Here is a 17,128-nt window from a genome sequence, read left to right as displayed (position 1 = left end):
AACCTTTCGGTCAGCTTTGCACTGTCAACACAGCTCTTTGCTTCGCCAGAAAGAGCTTCTGCACGACTCGAGATCCCCAGTACATAACCACAAGGGCGGACCTATAACCGTCCAGAGGATGATCCATGTCCAACCGTGAAATATCCCGGCGCTCGTTCCTTCAGGGCGGGCTGGTGGCGGGTGTGAGCGTTACGCTTACGCCGCTCAGCAGTCAGGCGCTGGCTGCCTTGATGGAAAACAGCGTCACCGTGCCGTCCGAGAAATGGCTCGGCAATAACGGCAAGGCGCGTCAACGCAACGACGCCCTTTCCAAGGTCTGCGGGAGCAAAGTCTTCGCTCGCGACATCCGCGCCAAGGACATGCCCGGCTGGCCTGAGCAACAAGGTCACGCCATGCTGCTGAAAACCATCAAGGCCGACCGCATTTACGCAGGCTACGACTTGTCGTGGCTCGGCGCTGATCTGCAGCCGGACCGCATCGTCACCGCTGCCGACCTGGACAAGGACGGTATCGTCTTTCCTGAAGAGCACGCTCCCGATCCATTGCTGCCGCAAGGCAAAGTGCCGATGTTCATCGGTCACCCGGTGGCGATTCTGATCTGGAACGATTTCGAGCGTTTCCGTCAGGCCAAGAATCAACTCAAATTCAACGACAAAGCGATTCGTTACGGTGCCAAGGTGCCGTTTTACGAAGGTGATCCCTACGGCAGTTTCCGCTACGTGCGCGTCGGCGGTGCGACTTCTGCCGATGAGGACGAGTTCGCCAGTCTCAAGGACTCGATCCTGTTCCCGATGCTGAAGAACCGCCGTCCGGTGTGGAATGCATCGCCGAACCTGCACGGTAATCTCACCGAGCGCGGGCTGTTTTACGCCGACCGCATGAAGCAGGAAATCGACACGCCGCCGGACAACTGGCTGGTGTTCGACGAGCGCTACAAAACCCCGTCGATCGAACCGGCTGCCCTCGAGCCGGACAACGGCAACGGCTGGTACGACCCGAAGACCAAGACACTGCATTTCGTTGTGGCGACCCAGTGCCCGCTAGAAGTCGCGACCGAAACCGCGAAGATGATCGGGCCGTCGCGTTTTGGCCTGGCCAATCTGAACATGCACCCGGGCTACACCGTCGGGTACGGCTCCAAAGACCACAACATCTTTGTCTACTACGCAGCCTTGGCCGCGCTGTACGGCGCCGGTGTGCCGGTGCGTCTGGCCAACGACCGCTACGAGCAGTTCCAGAGCGGCATCAAGCGTCACCCGTTCGATATCCGCTACCAGTTGGCGGTGGACAAGAACGATTACACCTTCAAGATTTTCCGCGCTGAAATGAGCGTCGACGGTGGCGGTCGGGTCAACTACAGCCCATCTGTGGCAGCAGTTGGTGCCACTGCGGCGCAGTCGATCTACTACATGCCGCAGAACGATCTGCAGGTTACGGCGTATCACTCGCGCGCGGTCGAGGCGGGTTCGATGCGCGGTTACGGCACCCTGCAAAGCATGGCAGCGACCGAAATGATGGTCGACGAGATCGCCAATCGCCTGGGTGTCGACGCCATCGATTTGCGCCGTCGGAACGCCTTGCGTTCGGGGATGAAAAATACCCAGGGCGCGATCCCGGCCGGTGCACTGCGCCTGCACGAAATTCTCGACAAGGCCTCGGTGCATGAGGTCTGGAAAAACCGCGACGCGATCAAGCAGCAACGTGAAGCGGCAGATCCGGATAACTGGTACGGCGTTGGTTTCGCCATCTGCCAGAAAGACTTCGGCACCGGTTCCGAAGCGCCGATGGCCAGCATCCAATTCACCGCTGACGGCCGTATCACCCTGCGTCACATCGGCATCGAAATTGGCACCGGCATGTCCACCTCGCAAGCCTTGGTCGTCGCCGATTTTCTCGGCAGCCCGGCGCATGATGTGAAGACTGGCGAAACCGAATGGAAGGAAATGCAGCTGATCACCAGCGGCAACCCGTACATCATGAGCCAGGCCGAGCAGGACAATCTGCTGCGCAATCCGCGCTGGGTGGGCAAGCTGGCTTCGGCCTCGTCGGCGACCAACTCCGCCTATTACTTCAGCCATGCGACCCGTGAAGCGGCGCGTGTGCTGTTCAATCACGGTCTGTGGCCGGCGGCGTTGGAGATCTGGCGTCAGGGCCCGTATGGCGGCCAGGCCAACCCTTATGTGGTCCGTCGCGAAGATGCGCATTGGGTCGATGGCAAACTCACTGCCAACGGTATGCAGCCGCTGAGCTTCGAAGAGTTGGCCAAGCGCGCCCACGAGCGCGGTCTGGTGACCGGCGCCACGGTGCACGGTTTTAACCGCTGGAGCTGGGCCGAGGCCGAGTACAGCATCGACGGCGTGCGCGAGCGCCTGCCGCTCGACGGTCTGGCAGTGAAATACGGCGATGGCGCGCCGCAAGCCAAGAAAGCGCAAATGAACAGCGCAGGCTTCCATTTGCTTGATCGGCAGAACGTCAGTTACCCGGTTGTGCAGTTGAACAACGCAGCGGTGACCTATTACAGCCCTGTCGCCACCCTGGTCGAGCTGAAGGTCAACAAGGGTTCGGCGGAAGTTCAGGTGCTCAACCACCACTCATGGATCGAGTGCGGTCGTGTGCTGGTTGAAGAGCTGGTCAAGGGCCAGCTCGAAGGTGGCATCGCCATGGGTATCGGTCACGCGCTGATGGAGGAGATGCCGCTTTATGAAGGCGGGCCGGGGGAGGGTGACTGGAACTTCAACCGTTACCGTCTGCCGATGGCCCGTCACGTTGCGGTGTGGAAGCAGACCGCGGAAATTCTGCCGCCGCTGTCACCGAGCGATCCGTCCAAAGGCATCGCCGAAGTGGTGATGATCCCGATTGTCGGTGCCATCGGTAACGCCGTGGCGCACGCCATCGGTAAACGTGTTCGGGACTTGCCTATCACCGCTGCGCGCATCAAGGAGGCCCTCAATGGCTAACCGTCCGCTTCAACTGACCCTCAACGGTCAATCCGTCGGCCCGGTGGACATCCCTGATGACCTGCCGATGATCGACTACCTGCACGAATACAAAAACCTCACCGGCTCGCGTCTGGGCTGTGGCCAGGGCATCTGCCACGCCTGCGTAGTGATCGTCGACAACCCGGACGGCACCAGCGAGGAGGTGCGTACCTGCATTACCGGCGCGCATTACTTCGAGGGTAAGAAAGTTCGCACCATCGAAGGTCACGCCAGTCGCGACGAGCAAGGCCAGGTCACCGAGCTGAACCCGATCCAGCAGCGCTTCGTCGACGAGTTCGCCTTCCAGTGCAGCTACTGCGCACCGGGTTTCGTCAACGCTGCGACCGTGCTGGTCGAGAAGCTGCAGCGTCAGCCGATCGTCAAAAGTCAGCTGGAGCAAGTCATCGAGGACAGTCTTGGCCATCACGTCTGCCGCTGCACCGGCTACGTGCGTTATTACAACGCGACGCGCAACGTGCTGACCGATCTCGGCTTGGTCAAGGAGGGTTGAGCATGAAGCATTTACTGACCCGCCTGGCTTTTGCTGTCGCAATGGCTGCGCCGCTGTTGGGGGCGCACGCCGACGATCAGGTCAAGCGCGGCGAATACCTCGCCCGCGCCGCCGACTGCATGGCCTGCCACACCGCACCGGGTGGCGCGCCGTACGCCGGCGGCCTGCCGATCGTCTCGCCATTCGGCACGATCTACGGCACCAACATCACCCCGAGCAAAGAGCACGGCATCGGTCTGTACAGCGATGACGAGTTCTTCGCTGCGCTAACCGAAGGTAAACGGCGCGACGGTGCGAATCTGTATCCGGCGATGCCGTACACCTCGTATCACCTTATGCCGCGCGCCGATTCCGATGCGATTCACGCGTATCTGAAAACCATCGAGCCGATCGAGCGCGCCGCGCCGGTGACCAGCCTGAGCTTTCCGTTCAACGTGCGTCTGGGCCTGACCGGCTGGAACATGCTCTACGGCAAAGACGTCAAGCTGGAGCCGGCCGAAGGCAAAAGTGAGGCGTGGAAGCGCGGCCAATACATGGTCGATGTTCTCGGTCACTGCGGCGAATGCCATACGCCACGCGGCCTGCCGGGCGCGATGCAGATGGACAAGCGGATGACCGGCGGCATCCTCAATGGTTATCTGGCGCCGAGCCTGCTGGCCACCGACTTGGCCGCGCGCGGCTGGAATCAGCAGGATCTGAGCACGTTTCTGAAGCATGGCATGAGCGCGCAAGGGACGATGTTCAACGAAATGTTCCCGGTGTTTCACAACAGCACTCAAGGTCTGAGCGATGCTGATCTGGCGGCCATGGCGACGTTCCTGCTCGGCGAGCAACCGCCGCCAGCCAAGGAGCTCGTCGAGGTGTCCTTGGACAAGCTCAGCGCAAGCGCTCAGCGCGGCCGCCAAGAATACCTGAACGTCTGCGCCGGTTGCCACGCCGCTGGCGGTGAAGGCAAGTCGCACATCGCCGTGGCCATGCGCGGCAACACCACGTTGCGCCTGGAAGATCCGCGCAACCTGTTGCGAGTGATCGAAGACGGCATCGGCGAACAGAAATTCTCCGGGTTCGAGCGCATGCAACCGATGCCGGGTTTCGCCGACAAGCTCAGTCCTGAGCAATTGACTGATCTGCTCAACTACCTGCGTCAGGGTTGGGGTGGCCAGAGTGCTGAGCTGGCGGTGAGTGACGTGCAGAAGCTGCAAGCCGACGCGCCGAGCGCCGAGCACAAGGCCCACTGATATGCAGTATCTCGATCTGCAAGTGGTGCGCCGGGCGTTGCAGTGGTCGGTAGCGGGACAGCGCATCTGGCTGTGCACCGTGCTGAGCACCTATGGCTCGGCACCGCGCGCGCCGGGTTCGCTGCTGGCGGTAAACGAGGGCGGGCAGTGGATCGGTTCGCTGTCGGGCGGTTGCGTCGAGGAGGATTTTCTTGAGCGCGTCGCCGAAGGTGCGTTTCTCGAAACGATCTGCGTTGTGCGTTACGGCGAAGGCGATGATCCGCGCTCGCGGGTCAGTTTGCCTTGCGGTGGCATTCTCGACGTGCTGGTGGAGAAACTTGACGCCGACTGCGAGGTGCAGGCGCATCTGCGTGAACTGGAGTCGGCGCTGCAGGGGCAGCGTCGTGTGATTCGCGAGGTCGGTTTGGCCAGCGGTGCGCGCGCTATTTTTGCTGATCGCGAGCAGGGCGCACGGATCAAGCGTGAGATCGATCGGGTGCGCATTCGTATTGGCGCAGCGCAGCGTTTGTTGTTGGCCGGCTACTCCAGTGTGGCGCAGGCGTGCGCCGAGTTCGCAGTTGGGCTCGGCTTCGAAGTGATTCTCTGCGATCCGCGCGATGAAGTCCTCGAAGGTGTGGTGCTCAATGGCGTGGAAATCCGTCGGCAGTTGCCTTCGGTGTTCATTGCCGACGGTGGTTGCCATCGCGATACAGCCGTGGTGGCGCTGACCCACGATCCGCGTATCGACGATCTGGCGATGATGGAGGCGGTGCGCACCGAGGCGTTTTACATTGGTGTGATGGGATCGCTGCAGACGTCGCAAAAACGTTTCGAGCGCTTAAAGCGCATTGGTGGATTGAGTGAGGCTGAGCTGGCGCGGATTCATGCGCCGATCGGTCTCAATCTCGGCAGCAAGACGCCGGCGGAAATTGCGCTGGCGGTGTTGGCAGATATCCTGCGGATTCGCAGCGGGATCGCTCGGTATCAGCTTTGAAGTGTGTACGTAAAATGAAAAGGGCCGCTATTTGCGGCCCTTTTTTACATCCCGAATTTATCGCGCAGGCCGTAATACCAGGCGCCCAGCGCGGCGAACGGTGTGCGCAGCAACTGCCCGCCGGGGAAGGGGTAGTGCGGCAGGTCGGCAAAGGCATCGAAACGCTCCGCCTGACCTCGCAACGCTTCGGCGAGGACCTTGCCCGCCAAGTGCGTGTAGGTGACGCCGTGACCGCTGCAGCCCTGCGAGTAATAGATGTTGTCGCCCAGGCGCCCGACCTGCGGTAACCGCGACAGAGTCAGCAGGAAGTTGCCGGTCCAGGCGTAGTCGATCTTCACATCCTTGAGTTGCGGGAAGGCTTTAAGCATCTTCGGGCGGATGATCGCTTCGATGTTCGCCGGATCGCGCGCGCCATAAACCACGCCGCCGCCGAAGATCAAGCGCTTGTCGGCGGTCAGGCGGTAGTAGTCGAGGAGATAGTTGCAGTCCTCCACGCAGTAATCCTGCGGCAATAACGCCTTCGCCAGCTCATCGCCCAGTGGCTCGGTGGTGATCACCTGAGTGCCACACGGCATCGACTTGGCCGCCAGTTCCGGTACCAGATTGCCGAGATAGGCATTGCCGGCGACGATGATGAACTTGGCCCTGACCTTGCCTTGCGGTGTATGCACAACCGGATTGGCGCCGCGCTCGATGCGCACGGCAGGTGATTGCTCGTAGAGGGTGCCGCCGAGAGACTCGACTGCCGCCGCTTCACCGAGCGCCAGATTCAGCGGATGGATATGGCCGCCGCTCATATCGAGCATGCCACCGACGTATTGTTCGCAGCCAACGACTTCACGGATGCGGCGCTCGTCCATGAGCTCCAGCTGCGTGTGGCCAAAGCGTTCCCACAGCCGTTTCTGCGATTCAAGGTGACCCATTTGTTTGGCGGAAAGGGCGGCGAACACGCCACCGTCTTTCAGGTCGCACTGGATATCGTATTTGGCAACGCGCTCGCGAATGATGCGGCCGCCTTCAAAGGCCATTTCACCCAGCAGTCGCGCTTGCTTGGGCCCCACGGTGCGTTCGATTACATCAATGTCGCGGCTATAGCTATTGACGATCTGCCCACCATTGCGCCCCGACGCACCAAAACCGACCTTGGCCGCTTCCAGTACCGTTACGCGAAAACCGTTCTCCAGCAGAAACAAAGCGGAGGACAGCCCGGTATACCCGGCACCGATCACACAGACGTCCGTCTCCACGTCATCCTGCAGCACAGGACGTGGCGGCACGGCATTGGCCGACGCAGCGTAATAAGACTCTGGGTATTGGGTGTTCGCCATCCTGCCGCCTCTGTTTAATATATTTTACGAGTGCGCCGATCCTACCCGAGTTGAAAAACCTCCGCCAGCCACCGGAAAATGTTCTTTGCTGAGCCGGAATTAAATATTTTGCATATTCATAGGGTTAGGTGAAAAAAAGGTGTTGACACCCCTCCGGAATTCCGTAGAATGCCGCCTCACAGCAGGCACGTAGCTCAGTTGGTTAGAGCACCACCTTGACATGGTGGGGGTCGTTGGTTCGAGTCCAATCGCGCCTACCAAACAAAATCCGCTCTGCTGGGCGGTCTAGAAGGGCTCACCGAAAGGTGGGCCCTTTTTTGTTGTCTTGGATTTGCGCTCGCGTTGTTTCCAGTAAATGTCGCCTCGCTCTGTCAGCTCTGCATTCAGTACTGTATCGGCTAAATGATCAAGCGCCATTTTGGTGCGCATTGATTCGAGTCCGTCTTGGAAAAAACCTGAATATTTAAAGGCTTACAGTTCTTTTTCTCCAACCGGTTATCGGAAAAGGTCTTGTCGCGTATTGTGAATTTAAGTAACATTCACCCCGCGTTCACCACCACGGTTTATGCATTTTTAAATCCCAAGCTTCCATCAGCTGCTTGGGATTTTTTTTGCCTGCGATTTGGCTTTGGCATCCATCCCTTCTTCACCTCCGAGCGAGGCGTGATCTTTTCGTCTACTACTGACTGGCCGATTTTCAGTTCTTTCAGAGGGGTGTGTCGATGCTGAGTCACTGGGTTCTTGCGGCTGTTCATCTATTCGCGTTTGCTTTGGCTTTCTGGGCGGTGCTGACGCGCGGCAGAGCTTTAAGTCAGCTCTCGGTGGATGCAGGGGGCGTGAAGCGTATTTTGCTCGCGGATAACCTGTGGGGGCTTTCAGCTTTGACGCTGCTGATCACGGGAGCGATGCGTGCCTTTGGTGGCTACGAGAAAGGCTCTGACTATTACCTTCACCAACCGCTGTTCCACCTTAAGATGACACTGTTGGTGCTGATTCTTCTGCTAGAGCTTGCACCGATGATCACTCTGATCAAATGGCGCATCGCGACATCGCGCGGTACGGCGCCTGATATCGGACTGGGGAAATTGTACGCGCGCATCAGTCACGTTGAGGCGCTGCTTCTGATGTTGATGATGGTCGCCGCGACAGGCATGGCGCGCGGAGTGGTATTTGCTTAGAAGGCGAAATTCTCCGCGCTCTATCAGAAACGTCCGACAGCCAGCTTCGGGAGTGAAAGGTAACATCGGCGCAAGGGGGGAAAAGTGGGCAAGCGAGGAAAGTCAGCATGCTTCAGGCGCCGTGCCCAGCGGTGTGGAATGCGGATGGCTAAACGGCGCGTGAATCTTTAGCCAGTCTTGCGCAGGGGCAAAAGGACTGGCTACGTGAGGCGGTGTGGCTCAGGGCGTTTGCGGCTTGTCCGGAGCGGTAAGGCCGGCCTGGATGCGTTGGTAAATTTCTTCACGGTGCACTGCCACGTTTTTCGGAGCGTTGATGCCGATGCGCACCTGTTGGCCGCTGACTCCGAGGATGGTGATCGTGATGTCATCACCAATGTTTATGCTTTCACCGACTTTGCGGGTGAGTATCAGCATGGTCTTCTCCTTGATTGCTTTGTAGGGCACCTGATTCAGACAGTGCAGAGGTCGGTGGTATCTATAGATTAGTGCGAAGTCTCACGGTTTGGGTGCCTCTTTCTGACGCGCAGATGCGACATTAATTCCCAGGGCGTAACTATACAGAGGCTGCAATCATCATTCTCGTTGTTTTGTGCCCATTTTGCGGGGCTCGCGAAGTATTTATGAATGATAAGATCGCCGCTTTACGAATTCCGAGGAAAGCGTTGTGCGCAAATTGGTTTGGCTGGTAGCGGCACTGGCATTGGCAGGCTGCGGTGAAGGCAAGAATGTAGATGCGCCCAAGCCTGAGGCGAAGGTCGCGGCAGCGTCGGCGGCCGCTGCGCCCCAGTGGGATCTGGAAGTGCGTGGTGAAACCCCTCAGGCGGTCAGTGATCTGAGCGGCTGGTTGATCGAGCACGCTTTCGTTCCGACAGTCGTCAAGGATGGCAGCGGTAAAACACGAATTCTGATCGGTCCGTTCAACTCCCAGGCTGACGCCGAGGCGCGCAAGGTGCAGGTGGATGCAGCATTGGTAAAAGCCAAGAAACAAAATATTGAATCGGTGGTGATTGAGCATCCGCTCACGCCATAAACGACGCGCCTTCAACACAGCTGAGACACGGACATGAAAAAGGCCTCGAGCATAACGCTCGAGGCCTTTGTATTTGTGCTGCGATCAGCCGCAGGCTTTCAGATTCACCGAGCCGACAAATTCATTGCCGCGCCCCATCACGCACGCCACGCTTTGGTTGCGCTGGCGCTCCCAATCCTGCACCGGGTAAGTCTTGTCCCACGCTTCGTACAACTGCCTATCCTGCTTCGACAGACGCAACCCGTATTGTTTGCTCATATAAAAATACGTACGGGCTATCATGCCGCGAATCGAAGGGCGGGGCATGACCTTCTTGGCCTTGAAGTCGACCTGAGTCAGGCAGGATCCATACTGGCCGGATTGCACCGGCAGCCAGCCGTAGCTGAAGTTACTGCGGTCGCCGTTGACCTCCCCAATGCTCGGCACCAGGTTGTGCAAGTCAGCTTCGGCTTTTTGATACACCGGATCGTAGCGTGTGCAGTTCTTGCGTCCGCCTTGCTGCCAGCATTGTCGCTGGTGACCGATCTGCCAGGCCGGCACGATGTGCTCCCACTCGATTCTTGAAGCGCGCTTGGCGTTCTTGCGCGGCACGTAACCGCAAGCTTTCAAATCGACCTTGTTGCCGGTGTACTTGCAGCCGCAGTAAAACTCGGTTGACTGCGGAGCATAAAGTTTCCACGCGGCTTTCTTGGCTTCCGAAAAGGTTCGTGGGGCGCCAGCCTGGGCGCCCATGGCGAAAAACAACAACAGCAAAGCAACACAGCGGACACTCATTGAATCAATCTTCCTTCGGCACAACCCAAAAAATCTGCACGCCACCGTCATCGCGATAAGCGAGGGTGACGTTGTCGTTCTCGTCGATCTCCTCGAGCAGGCGCTCCCAGTCATCCATCGGCTCATCCGGTAAACGGAAAATCAGTGCGGCTTTGGCCTTTTGCGCGGTGGGGGAATTGATGATTTTCTGAACGCGCATACCCATGCGTTCGTAAGCGTCAGGAGCAGCAGGAGAGGTGACCACGAGGTTATCCTTATTAAGCTGTACGTGCATACAGTATTTAACTGTAAGCAATTTCGCAACCGCTTAAAATTCAAGAAAATCCTCTGACACCAGGTTTCCGATTTTGGTGTAAGGCTTGGCGAGTTTTCGTGGGAGAAATGCTTGAGGGTGTAAGCGAGGCACCACCTGCCAAGTCCGGCAGGTGGTGAGCAATTGCCTGATCAAGGACTGATCAGGCGAAGATCAATCAGTATTCCCAGAACATCCGTTGCAGTTCTTTGCTGTCGTTGGTCTTGGTCAGCGCGACCATTGCCAGGATGCGGGCTTTTTGCGGGTTCAGATCGTGAGCGACAACCCAGTCGTATTTGTCGTCAGGCTGTTCGGCGTTACGCAGGACAAAACCGCCGGCGTTGACGTGGGACGAACGAATGATCTGTACGCCATCCTTGCGCAGTGCTTGCAGGGACGGAACCACGCGGGAGGAGACCGAGCCGTTGCCAGTGCCGGCGTGGATGATGGCTTTGGCACCAGATTGCGCTAGTGCCTTGTAAGCGGTATCGCTGACATTGCCGTAGGAGTAGGCGATTTCTACATCAGGCAGGCTTTTGATGTCCTTGATGTCGAATTCCGAGTCCATGGTGTGACGCTTGGCCGGCATGCGGAACCAGTAGGATTTGCCTTCGACCACCATGCCCAGCGGACCCCAGGCGCTTTTGAACGCTTCGGTCTTGATGTTGATCATTTTGCTGACGTCGCGACCGGACTGGATCTCGTCGTTCATGGTAACCAGCACGCCTTTGCCGCGCGCTTCTTTGCTGCTTGCTACGGCGACGGCGTTATACAGGTTGAGCATGCCGTCCGCCGACATCGCAGTGCCTGGACGCATCGAGCCGACGACGATGATCGGCTTGTCTGTCTTCTCGACCAGATTCAGGAAGTACGCAGTTTCTTCGAGAGTGTCGGTGCCGTGGGTGATGACGATACCGTCGACGTCCTTGCTGTCAGCCAGTTCCGAAACGCGACGACCCAATTGCAGCAGGTTGTCATTGGTGATGCTTTCCGAAGCGATCTGCATCACTTGTTCGCCACGTACGTTGGCCAGTTTGCTCAACTCGGGAATGCCGGCGATCAGTTGTTCGACGCCGACTTTCGCTGCCTGATAGGTGGCGCTGTTTGCGGCACTCGCGCCGGCGCCGGCGATGGTGCCGCCCGTGGCCAGGACAACGACGTTGGCCAGTTTGGTCTGGGTTTCGACTTCTTTTGCCTGAATGGCAGTGGGCAGGAGCAGGAGGAGGGCCAATGCGCCCGGAATAAAGGTATTGAAAGCAGATTTCATTATTTTTCTCTCTAGTTGTGAGACGGTGCTGGTGCAGGTTCATCTAGATGCGCCCCAAGCCGATCTGAACGCTTGAGGTGTAGGGAGGAGAGCAGGATTCATACCATGCGTAATGTGCCAGCGGAAAATGTTTAACTCGATGATTTACATCAACATTTGTCGAGGGTCAGGGTCTTGCTGCGGGCTCGTCCATCCGGGATTCCGAACAACAGGCGGATTCTTGTTCGGCTCGCCGATAGGCAATATTTTGAATTGCCGGCCGCGTGACAAATTACCGCTAAAGAAATGTGCCTTCAGGCCGATGCGTCCTCAAGGAAACCAAATCTTAGGAGCTCACATGTCACTGACGGTCGGTTTTGCCAATCCTGCTGCAGTCATCATCGGCGGTAAAACTGCAGCGACGATCACCACCCTGAACGACGCGACCAATGAGGCATCGAGTCAGGCGCTGGGTACCGAGAAGACTGAAAAAAATCAGGTCAGAACCGGTGGCGGTCCTGTTCAGGAGGACAGCAAGGCCGAGAGCGACGGGAATCAGAGCGTCGCCGTTAAAACACTGCTCAAGCGCATGCAGGAACTGCAGAAACAGCTTCAGGAACAGCAGCAGCAACTGGCAGCAGCGCAGGCTGCACGCTATCCAACGCCCGAAGCCAAGGCCCAGGCAGTTATGTCCATTCAGGGGCAGATCGCGCAGACCAGCGCGGCAATGATGGAAGTCGCCGGTGCACTGGTGAAGGAAATGTCCAAGGGCGCCAGTGGTGGCCTGGTCAACACCACCGCATGATGTCGATGGGGCCAATCGGCAATTAGCCCTGCGATAAATGACGATTTCTGATTATTGACAAATGTCGGCGGGATTCCCATAGTTCGATCTACGCAAACGTTTGCGCGGCTTTAGCGGGTCGGACGCCCATGCAGCCGTGATGTAGCTTACGTCAGCGCAAACGTTGCTCACAATAATCATAAGATCGGAGTGAATCCATGAAGCTGCCCTTCGCCGCACGTCTTCTTGCTGTCGCTATGCTGGCTACTACAGCCGCTGCACTACCTGTCTCCTCGGCATTCGCCGAGTCCCCGGAAAAACCCAAAGTCGCGCTGGTCATGAAATCTCTGGCCAACGAATTCTTGCTGACCATGGAAGACGGCGCCAAGGCCTACCAGAAAGAACACTCCGCCGATTTCGATCTGGTGTCCAACGGCATCAAGGACGAAACCGACACTGCCAACCAGATCCGTATCGTCGAACAGATGATCGTCTCGAAAGTCGATGCTCTGGTGATCGCGCCGGCTGACTCGAAGGCCATGGTGCCCGTAATCAAAAAGGCCGTTGACGCCGGTATCACGGTGATCAACATCGACAACCAGCTCGACCCGGCCGTGGTCAAAAGCAAAAACATCAATGTGCCTTTCGTAGGTCCGGACAACCGCAAGGGTGCACGCCTGGTTGGTGAATATCTGGCCAAGCAACTGAAGGCGGGCGACGAAGTCGGCATCATCGAAGGTGTGTCCACCACCACCAACGCGCAGGCGCGTACGGCCGGGTTCAAGGATGCGATGGAAGCCGCGCAGATCAAAGTAGTCTCGCTGCAATCCGGTGATTGGGAAATCAACAAGGGCAACCAGGTTGCCTCCTCGATGCTCAGCGAGTATCCACAGATCAAGGCACTGCTTGCCGGTAACGACAGCATGGCAGTCGGCGCCGTTTCCGCAGTCCGCGCCGCCGGTGGGGCTGGCCAGGTTCAGGTCGTAGGTTACGACAACATCAATGCCATCAAACCAATGCTCAAGGACGGTCGTGTGCTGGCGACGGCTGACCAGTTTGCAGCCAAGCAGGCCGTATTCGGCATCGAAACCGCACTGAAGATCATCAAAGGCGAAAAAGTCGACAGCGGTGCCAACGGCGTGATCGAAACACCGGTCGAGCTGGTCACCCAGTAAGTCATCTGCGACACAATGGCGCTCGTCCGTTCGGGCGAGCGCATGGAGATTTCTATGTCAGTTTCCGCCCCGAACGCTGTCCTCTCGGTCAGCGGTATCGGCAAGACCTATGCGCAACCGGTGCTCACCGGCATCGATCTGACGCTGATGCGCGGTGAAGTACTGGCGCTGACCGGCGAGAATGGTGCCGGCAAAAGTACCCTGTCGAAGATCATTGGCGGTCTGGTTACGCCTACAACCGGCCAGATGCAATTTCAGGGCAAGGACTACCGTCCGGGCAGCCGTACCCAGGCAGAAGAGCTTGGCGTGCGCATGGTCATGCAAGAACTCAATCTGTTGCCGACGCTTTCGGTGGCGGAAAACCTGTTTCTGGATAATTTGCCGAGCAGCGCTGGCTGGATCAGCCGCAAGCAACTGCGCAAGGCGGCGATCGAAGCCATGGCGCAAGTCGGCCTCGACGCAATCGACCCGGACACGCTGGTCGGTGAGCTGGGTATCGGTCATCAACAGATGGTCGAAATCGCGCGTAACCTGATCGGCGATTGCCACGTACTGATCCTCGATGAGCCCACGGCGATGCTCACGGCGCGCGAAGTCGAAATGCTCTTCGAGCAGATCACGCGTTTGCAGGCTCGCGGCGTTTCCATCATTTACATTTCCCACCGCCTCGAAGAACTGGCGCGGGTGGCGCAGCGTATCGCCGTGCTGCGTGACGGCAATCTGGTCTGCGTCGAGCCGATGGCCAACTACAACAGCGAGCAACTGGTTACCCTGATGGTCGGTCGCGAGCTGGGCGAACACATCGACATGGGGCCGCGCAAGATCGGCGCTCCGGCGCTGACGGTTACGGGCCTGACTCGTTCGGACAAAGTCCGCGACGTCTCCTTCGAAGTGCGAGCCGGGGAGATTTTCGGCATTTCCGGGTTGATCGGGGCAGGGCGTACGGAGTTGTTGCGGCTGATCTTCGGGGCCGATGCCGCCGACAGCGGCACCATCGCGCTCGGCTCACCGGCGAAGCTTGTAAACGTTCGCTCGCCTGTCGACGCCGTGCGCAACGGCATTGCTCTGATCACTGAGGATCGCAAGGGCGAAGGGCTACTGCTCAGTCAGTCGATCAGCGCCAACATCGCCTTGGGCAACATGCCTGAAATCTCCAGTGGCGGCTTCGTCAACAATGGCGATGAAATCTCCCTGGCACAGCGTCAGATCGAGGCCATGCGCATCCGCAGTTCGAGCCCGACGCAACTGGTCTCGCAACTGTCTGGCGGTAATCAGCAGAAGGTCGTGATCGGCCGCTGGCTGGAGCGCGACTGTTCAGTACTGTTGTTCGACGAGCCCACTCGCGGTATCGATGTCGGCGCCAAATTCGATATTTATGGCTTGCTCGGCGAATTGACCCGTCAGGGCAAGGCGTTGGTAGTGGTGTCCAGTGACCTGCGCGAGTTGATGCTGATCTGCGACCGGATCGGCGTGCTCTCGGCGGGGCGTCTGATCGACACCTTCGAGCGCGACAGCTGGACCCAGGATGATTTGCTTGCTGCCGCATTCGCCGGCTACCAAAAACGTGATGCGTTGCTCAACGAAGCAGCGCCTAGGGATCTCCCATGAAAACTGCATCTTCTGCCAGTAAACGTAGCGGCAACTTTTTCGGCCTGGGTACTTATCTGGGTCTGGCCGGTGCCTTGCTGGCGATGATTGCGCTGTTCTCGGTCCTGAGCAGCCATTTCCTCTCGTACAACACTTTCAGCACCCTGGCCAACCAGATTCCTGACCTGATGGTGCTCGCGGTGGGCATGACCTTTGTATTGATCATCGGCGGCATCGACCTGTCCGTCGGCTCGGTGCTGGCGCTGGCCGCGTCGACCGTCAGCGTTGCGATTCTCGGCTGGGGCTGGAGCGTTTTGCCGGCGGCTCTGCTCGGCATGGCGGTGGCGGCTTTGGCTGGCACCATCACCGGCTCGATCACCGTGGCCTGGCGAATCCCGTCGTTTATCGTCTCCCTCGGCGTGCTTGAGATGGCCCGCGGTGTGGCGTATCAGATGACCGGGTCGCGTACTGCGTACATTGGCGATGCGTTTGCCTGGCTGTCGAATCCGATCGCGTTCGGCATTTCCCCATCATTCATCATCGCTTTGCTGATTATTTTCATCGCGCAAGCAGTTTTGACCCGTACTGTTTTTGGCCGCTACCTGATCGGCATAGGCACCAACGAAGAGGCTGTACGTCTGGCCGGGATCAATCCTAAACCATACAAGATTCTGGTGTTCAGTCTGATGGGTGTGCTGGCGGGCATCGCTGCGCTGTTTCAGATTTCGCGTCTGGAAGCGGCTGATCCGAACGCAGGTTCGGGCCTGGAACTGCAGGTGATCGCAGCGGTGGTTATCGGCGGCACCAGCCTGATGGGCGGGCGCGGTTCGGTGATCAGCACTTTCTTCGGCGTGTTGATCATTTCCGTTCTGGCAGCCGGTCTCGCGCAGATTGGTGCGACTGAGCCAACCAAGCGCATCATCACCGGTGCGGTGATCGTCATTGCCGTGGTGCTCGACACCTATCGCAGTCAACGCGCCAGTCGCCGGGGTTGAACCATGGCAACGATCAAGGATGTAGCGGCGCTCGCGGGCATTTCCTATACAACCGTGTCGCACGTGGTGAACAACACCCGGCCGGTCAGTCAGGAAGTGCGGCGCAAAGTTGAGGCGGCGATCAAAAGCCTCGACTACGTACCCAGTGCCGTGGCGCGCTCGCTGAAAGCCAAGACCACCGCCACCATCGGCCTGCTGGTGCCGAATAGCCTCAACCCGTACTTCGCTGAACTGGCGCGGGGAATCGAGGATTACTGCGAGCGTAACGGCTACTGCGTGATCCTCTGCAACTCCGACGACAATCCGGACAAGCAGCGCAGTTATTTGCGCGTGTTGCTGGAAAAACGCATCGACGGTTTGATCGTCGCCTCCGCGGGCGGTGACAGTGGTCTGGCGGAAGGGCTGGCGGGGGTGAAGACGCCGATGGTCATCGTCGACCGGGGCCTGGAAGGTGTGAATGCCGATCTGGTGCGCATCGACCACGAATACGGCGCTTATCTGGCCACCCGTCACCTGCTAGAGCTGGGGCACCGCGACATCGCCACCATCGGCGGTCCGGCCAGTACCAGCGTGGCGCAAATGCGTCAGGCCGGTTACTGCCGAGCGCTGCAAGAGGCGGGGATAGAGGTGCGCGAAGAGCGCATGCTGGACAGCGATTTCACCAGTACCGGTGGTTACAACGCCGCTGCCCGGCTACTCGAAAGCAGTCCGCCCAGCGCGATTTTTGCCGGTAATGACATGATTGGCATCGGTGTGCTGCGCGCAGCGGCCGAACGAAACGTGCGGGTGCCGGCTGAGCTGTCGGTGATCGGCTTCGATGACATTCAAATGAGCCGTTATGTCTATCCGGCGCTGACCACGGTAGGCCAGTCGATACTGCAACTGGGCGAGATGGCCGCCGAGGTGCTGTTGCGCAGAATCGCTGCGCCTGACTCAGGTGCCGATCAACGCATCGTAACCCCGAGCATTGTGCTGCGCGAATCGACTGCGCCGCTGTCCGGCGTGTTCACCGAATATCGCTGAAACCGAATTGATGAGT

General features: G+C 58.6%; 16 protein-coding genes and 1 tRNA gene. 12 read left to right on the top strand and 5 right to left on the bottom strand.

What is annotated here, in order from left to right; genetic code table 11:
* Positions 1-125: 125 nt before the first annotated feature.
* Genes CXF97_RS19490 through CXF97_RS19475 form a run of 4 tightly spaced genes read left to right on the top strand, consistent with a single transcriptional unit; the run spans position 126 to position 5,700 of the window.
* Positions 126-2,957, top strand: a complete 2,832-nt coding sequence (locus CXF97_RS19490) for a xanthine dehydrogenase family protein molybdopterin-binding subunit (protein WP_101159991.1) — start codon at positions 126-128, stop codon at positions 2,955-2,957.
* Positions 2,950-3,489 carry a (2Fe-2S)-binding protein gene (locus CXF97_RS19485; RefSeq protein ID WP_101159989.1) on the top strand — a complete coding sequence of 180 codons (540 nt, stop codon included), beginning with the start codon at positions 2,950-2,952 and terminating at the stop codon, positions 3,487-3,489. The genes CXF97_RS19490 and CXF97_RS19485 overlap by 8 nt, the downstream gene beginning before the upstream one ends.
* Before the next feature lie 2 nt (positions 3,490-3,491).
* Entirely contained in the window at positions 3,492-4,727 is a 1,236-nt protein-coding gene (locus CXF97_RS19480) for a cytochrome c (RefSeq protein WP_101159988.1), read from the top strand.
* A 1-nt stretch (position 4,728) separates the two neighbouring features.
* Entirely contained in the window at positions 4,729-5,700 is a 972-nt protein-coding gene (locus CXF97_RS19475; RefSeq protein WP_101159986.1) for an XdhC family protein, read from the top strand.
* Between the two features lie 44 nt (positions 5,701-5,744).
* On the opposite strand, the gene CXF97_RS19470 is transcribed toward CXF97_RS19475, so the two are convergent.
* Positions 5,745-7,028 (bottom strand): FAD-binding oxidoreductase, encoded by a 1,284-nt coding sequence (locus CXF97_RS19470; protein WP_101159981.1) that lies wholly within the window; start codon positions 7,026-7,028, stop codon positions 5,745-5,747.
* Between the two features lie 183 nt (positions 7,029-7,211).
* Between CXF97_RS19470 and CXF97_RS19465 the strand changes: the two genes are divergently transcribed.
* Positions 7,212-7,288 (top strand) — tRNA-Val (locus CXF97_RS19465).
* A 462-nt stretch (positions 7,289-7,750) separates the two neighbouring features.
* Complete coding sequence (locus CXF97_RS19460; protein ID WP_101159980.1) at positions 7,751-8,206, top strand: DUF2214 family protein; 456 nt, start codon at positions 7,751-7,753, stop codon at positions 8,204-8,206.
* Positions 8,207-8,425: 219 nt separating this feature from the next.
* Here CXF97_RS19460 and csrA read toward each other — a convergent pair whose 3' ends face one another.
* The gene (csrA, locus tag CXF97_RS19455) at positions 8,426-8,620 is read right to left on the bottom strand and encodes a carbon storage regulator CsrA (protein WP_003179932.1); all 195 of its coding nucleotides are present in this window, start codon (positions 8,618-8,620) and stop codon (positions 8,426-8,428) included.
* 250 nt (positions 8,621-8,870) lie between these two features.
* On the opposite strand from csrA, the gene CXF97_RS19450 reads away from it, so the two are divergent.
* On the top strand, positions 8,871-9,236 hold the full coding sequence (locus CXF97_RS19450; protein ID WP_101159979.1) for an SPOR domain-containing protein: 366 nt from the start codon (positions 8,871-8,873) through the stop codon (positions 9,234-9,236).
* Positions 9,237-9,320: 84 nt separating this feature from the next.
* Here the strand turns inward: CXF97_RS19450 and CXF97_RS19445 are convergent, their stop codons facing one another.
* From CXF97_RS19445 to CXF97_RS19435, 3 genes are all read right to left on the bottom strand, one after another.
* Entirely contained in the window at positions 9,321-10,010 is a 690-nt protein-coding gene (locus CXF97_RS19445; protein WP_024012402.1) for an endonuclease, read from the bottom strand.
* A gap of 4 nt (positions 10,011-10,014) precedes the next feature.
* Positions 10,015-10,284 carry a DUF1654 domain-containing protein gene (locus CXF97_RS19440; protein ID WP_101159978.1) on the bottom strand — a complete coding sequence of 90 codons (270 nt, stop codon included), beginning with the start codon at positions 10,282-10,284 and terminating at the stop codon, positions 10,015-10,017.
* 196 nt (positions 10,285-10,480) lie between these two features.
* Positions 10,481-11,569 (bottom strand): asparaginase, encoded by a 1,089-nt coding sequence (locus CXF97_RS19435; RefSeq protein ID WP_101159977.1) that lies wholly within the window; start codon positions 11,567-11,569, stop codon positions 10,481-10,483.
* 337 nt (positions 11,570-11,906) lie between these two features.
* Here CXF97_RS19435 and CXF97_RS19430 point away from each other — a divergent pair, with 337 nt between their 5' ends.
* The 5 genes from CXF97_RS19430 to CXF97_RS19410 all read left to right on the top strand — a co-directional run bounded on the left by CXF97_RS19430 (position 11,907) and on the right by CXF97_RS19410 (position 17,112).
* On the top strand, positions 11,907-12,353 hold the full coding sequence (locus tag CXF97_RS19430) for a hypothetical protein (RefSeq protein ID WP_101159976.1): 447 nt from the start codon (positions 11,907-11,909) through the stop codon (positions 12,351-12,353).
* Between the two features lie 197 nt (positions 12,354-12,550).
* A complete protein-coding gene (locus tag CXF97_RS19425) occupies positions 12,551-13,507 on the top strand; it encodes a sugar ABC transporter substrate-binding protein (RefSeq protein ID WP_101159975.1) in 957 nt (318 codons plus the stop codon).
* Positions 13,508-13,561: 54 nt separating this feature from the next.
* Complete coding sequence (locus CXF97_RS19420; RefSeq protein ID WP_101159974.1) at positions 13,562-15,115, top strand: sugar ABC transporter ATP-binding protein; 1,554 nt, start codon at positions 13,562-13,564, stop codon at positions 15,113-15,115.
* Complete coding sequence (locus tag CXF97_RS19415) at positions 15,112-16,089, top strand: ABC transporter permease (protein ID WP_101159973.1); 978 nt, start codon at positions 15,112-15,114, stop codon at positions 16,087-16,089. The genes CXF97_RS19420 and CXF97_RS19415 overlap by 4 nt, the downstream gene beginning before the upstream one ends.
* Positions 16,090-16,092: 3 nt before the next feature.
* The gene (locus CXF97_RS19410) at positions 16,093-17,112 is read left to right on the top strand and encodes a LacI family DNA-binding transcriptional regulator (protein ID WP_101159970.1); all 1,020 of its coding nucleotides are present in this window, start codon (positions 16,093-16,095) and stop codon (positions 17,110-17,112) included.
* Positions 17,113-17,128: the final 16 nt, after the last annotated feature.

Source organism: Pseudomonas sp. Choline-02u-1, assembly GCF_002836515.1.
GTDB lineage: Bacteria > Pseudomonadota > Gammaproteobacteria > Pseudomonadales > Pseudomonadaceae > Aquipseudomonas.
This window is presented reverse-complemented; position numbering and strand designations above follow the sequence as displayed.

Bases quoted from the DNA above. Each gene is read 5' to 3' on its own strand.
- CXF97_RS19490 (WP_101159991.1), top strand. From the start codon at position 126: ATGTCCAACCGTGAAATATCCCGGCGCTCGTTCCTTCAGGGCGGGCTG.
- CXF97_RS19485 (WP_101159989.1), top strand. From the start codon at position 2,950: ATGGCTAACCGTCCGCTTCAACTGACCCTCAACGGTCAATCCGTCGGC.
- CXF97_RS19480 (WP_101159988.1), top strand. From the start codon at position 3,492: ATGAAGCATTTACTGACCCGCCTGGCTTTTGCTGTCGCAATGGCTGCG.
- CXF97_RS19475 (WP_101159986.1), top strand. From the start codon at position 4,729: ATGCAGTATCTCGATCTGCAAGTGGTGCGCCGGGCGTTGCAGTGGTCG.
- CXF97_RS19470 (WP_101159981.1), bottom strand. From the start codon at position 7,028: ATGGCGAACACCCAATACCCAGAGTCTTATTACGCTGCGTCGGCCAAT.
- CXF97_RS19460 (WP_101159980.1), top strand. From the start codon at position 7,751: ATGCTGAGTCACTGGGTTCTTGCGGCTGTTCATCTATTCGCGTTTGCT.
- csrA (WP_003179932.1), bottom strand. From the start codon at position 8,620: ATGCTGATACTCACCCGCAAAGTCGGTGAAAGCATAAACATTGGTGAT.
- CXF97_RS19445 (WP_024012402.1), bottom strand. From the start codon at position 10,010: ATGAGTGTCCGCTGTGTTGCTTTGCTGTTGTTGTTTTTCGCCATGGGC.
- CXF97_RS19440 (WP_101159978.1), bottom strand. From the start codon at position 10,284: ATGCACGTACAGCTTAATAAGGATAACCTCGTGGTCACCTCTCCTGCT.
- CXF97_RS19435 (WP_101159977.1), bottom strand. From the start codon at position 11,569: ATGAAATCTGCTTTCAATACCTTTATTCCGGGCGCATTGGCCCTCCTC.
- CXF97_RS19430 (WP_101159976.1), top strand. From the start codon at position 11,907: ATGTCACTGACGGTCGGTTTTGCCAATCCTGCTGCAGTCATCATCGGC.
- CXF97_RS19425 (WP_101159975.1), top strand. From the start codon at position 12,551: ATGAAGCTGCCCTTCGCCGCACGTCTTCTTGCTGTCGCTATGCTGGCT.
- CXF97_RS19420 (WP_101159974.1), top strand. From the start codon at position 13,562: ATGTCAGTTTCCGCCCCGAACGCTGTCCTCTCGGTCAGCGGTATCGGC.
- CXF97_RS19415 (WP_101159973.1), top strand. From the start codon at position 15,112: ATGAAAACTGCATCTTCTGCCAGTAAACGTAGCGGCAACTTTTTCGGC.
- CXF97_RS19410 (WP_101159970.1), top strand. From the start codon at position 16,093: ATGGCAACGATCAAGGATGTAGCGGCGCTCGCGGGCATTTCCTATACA.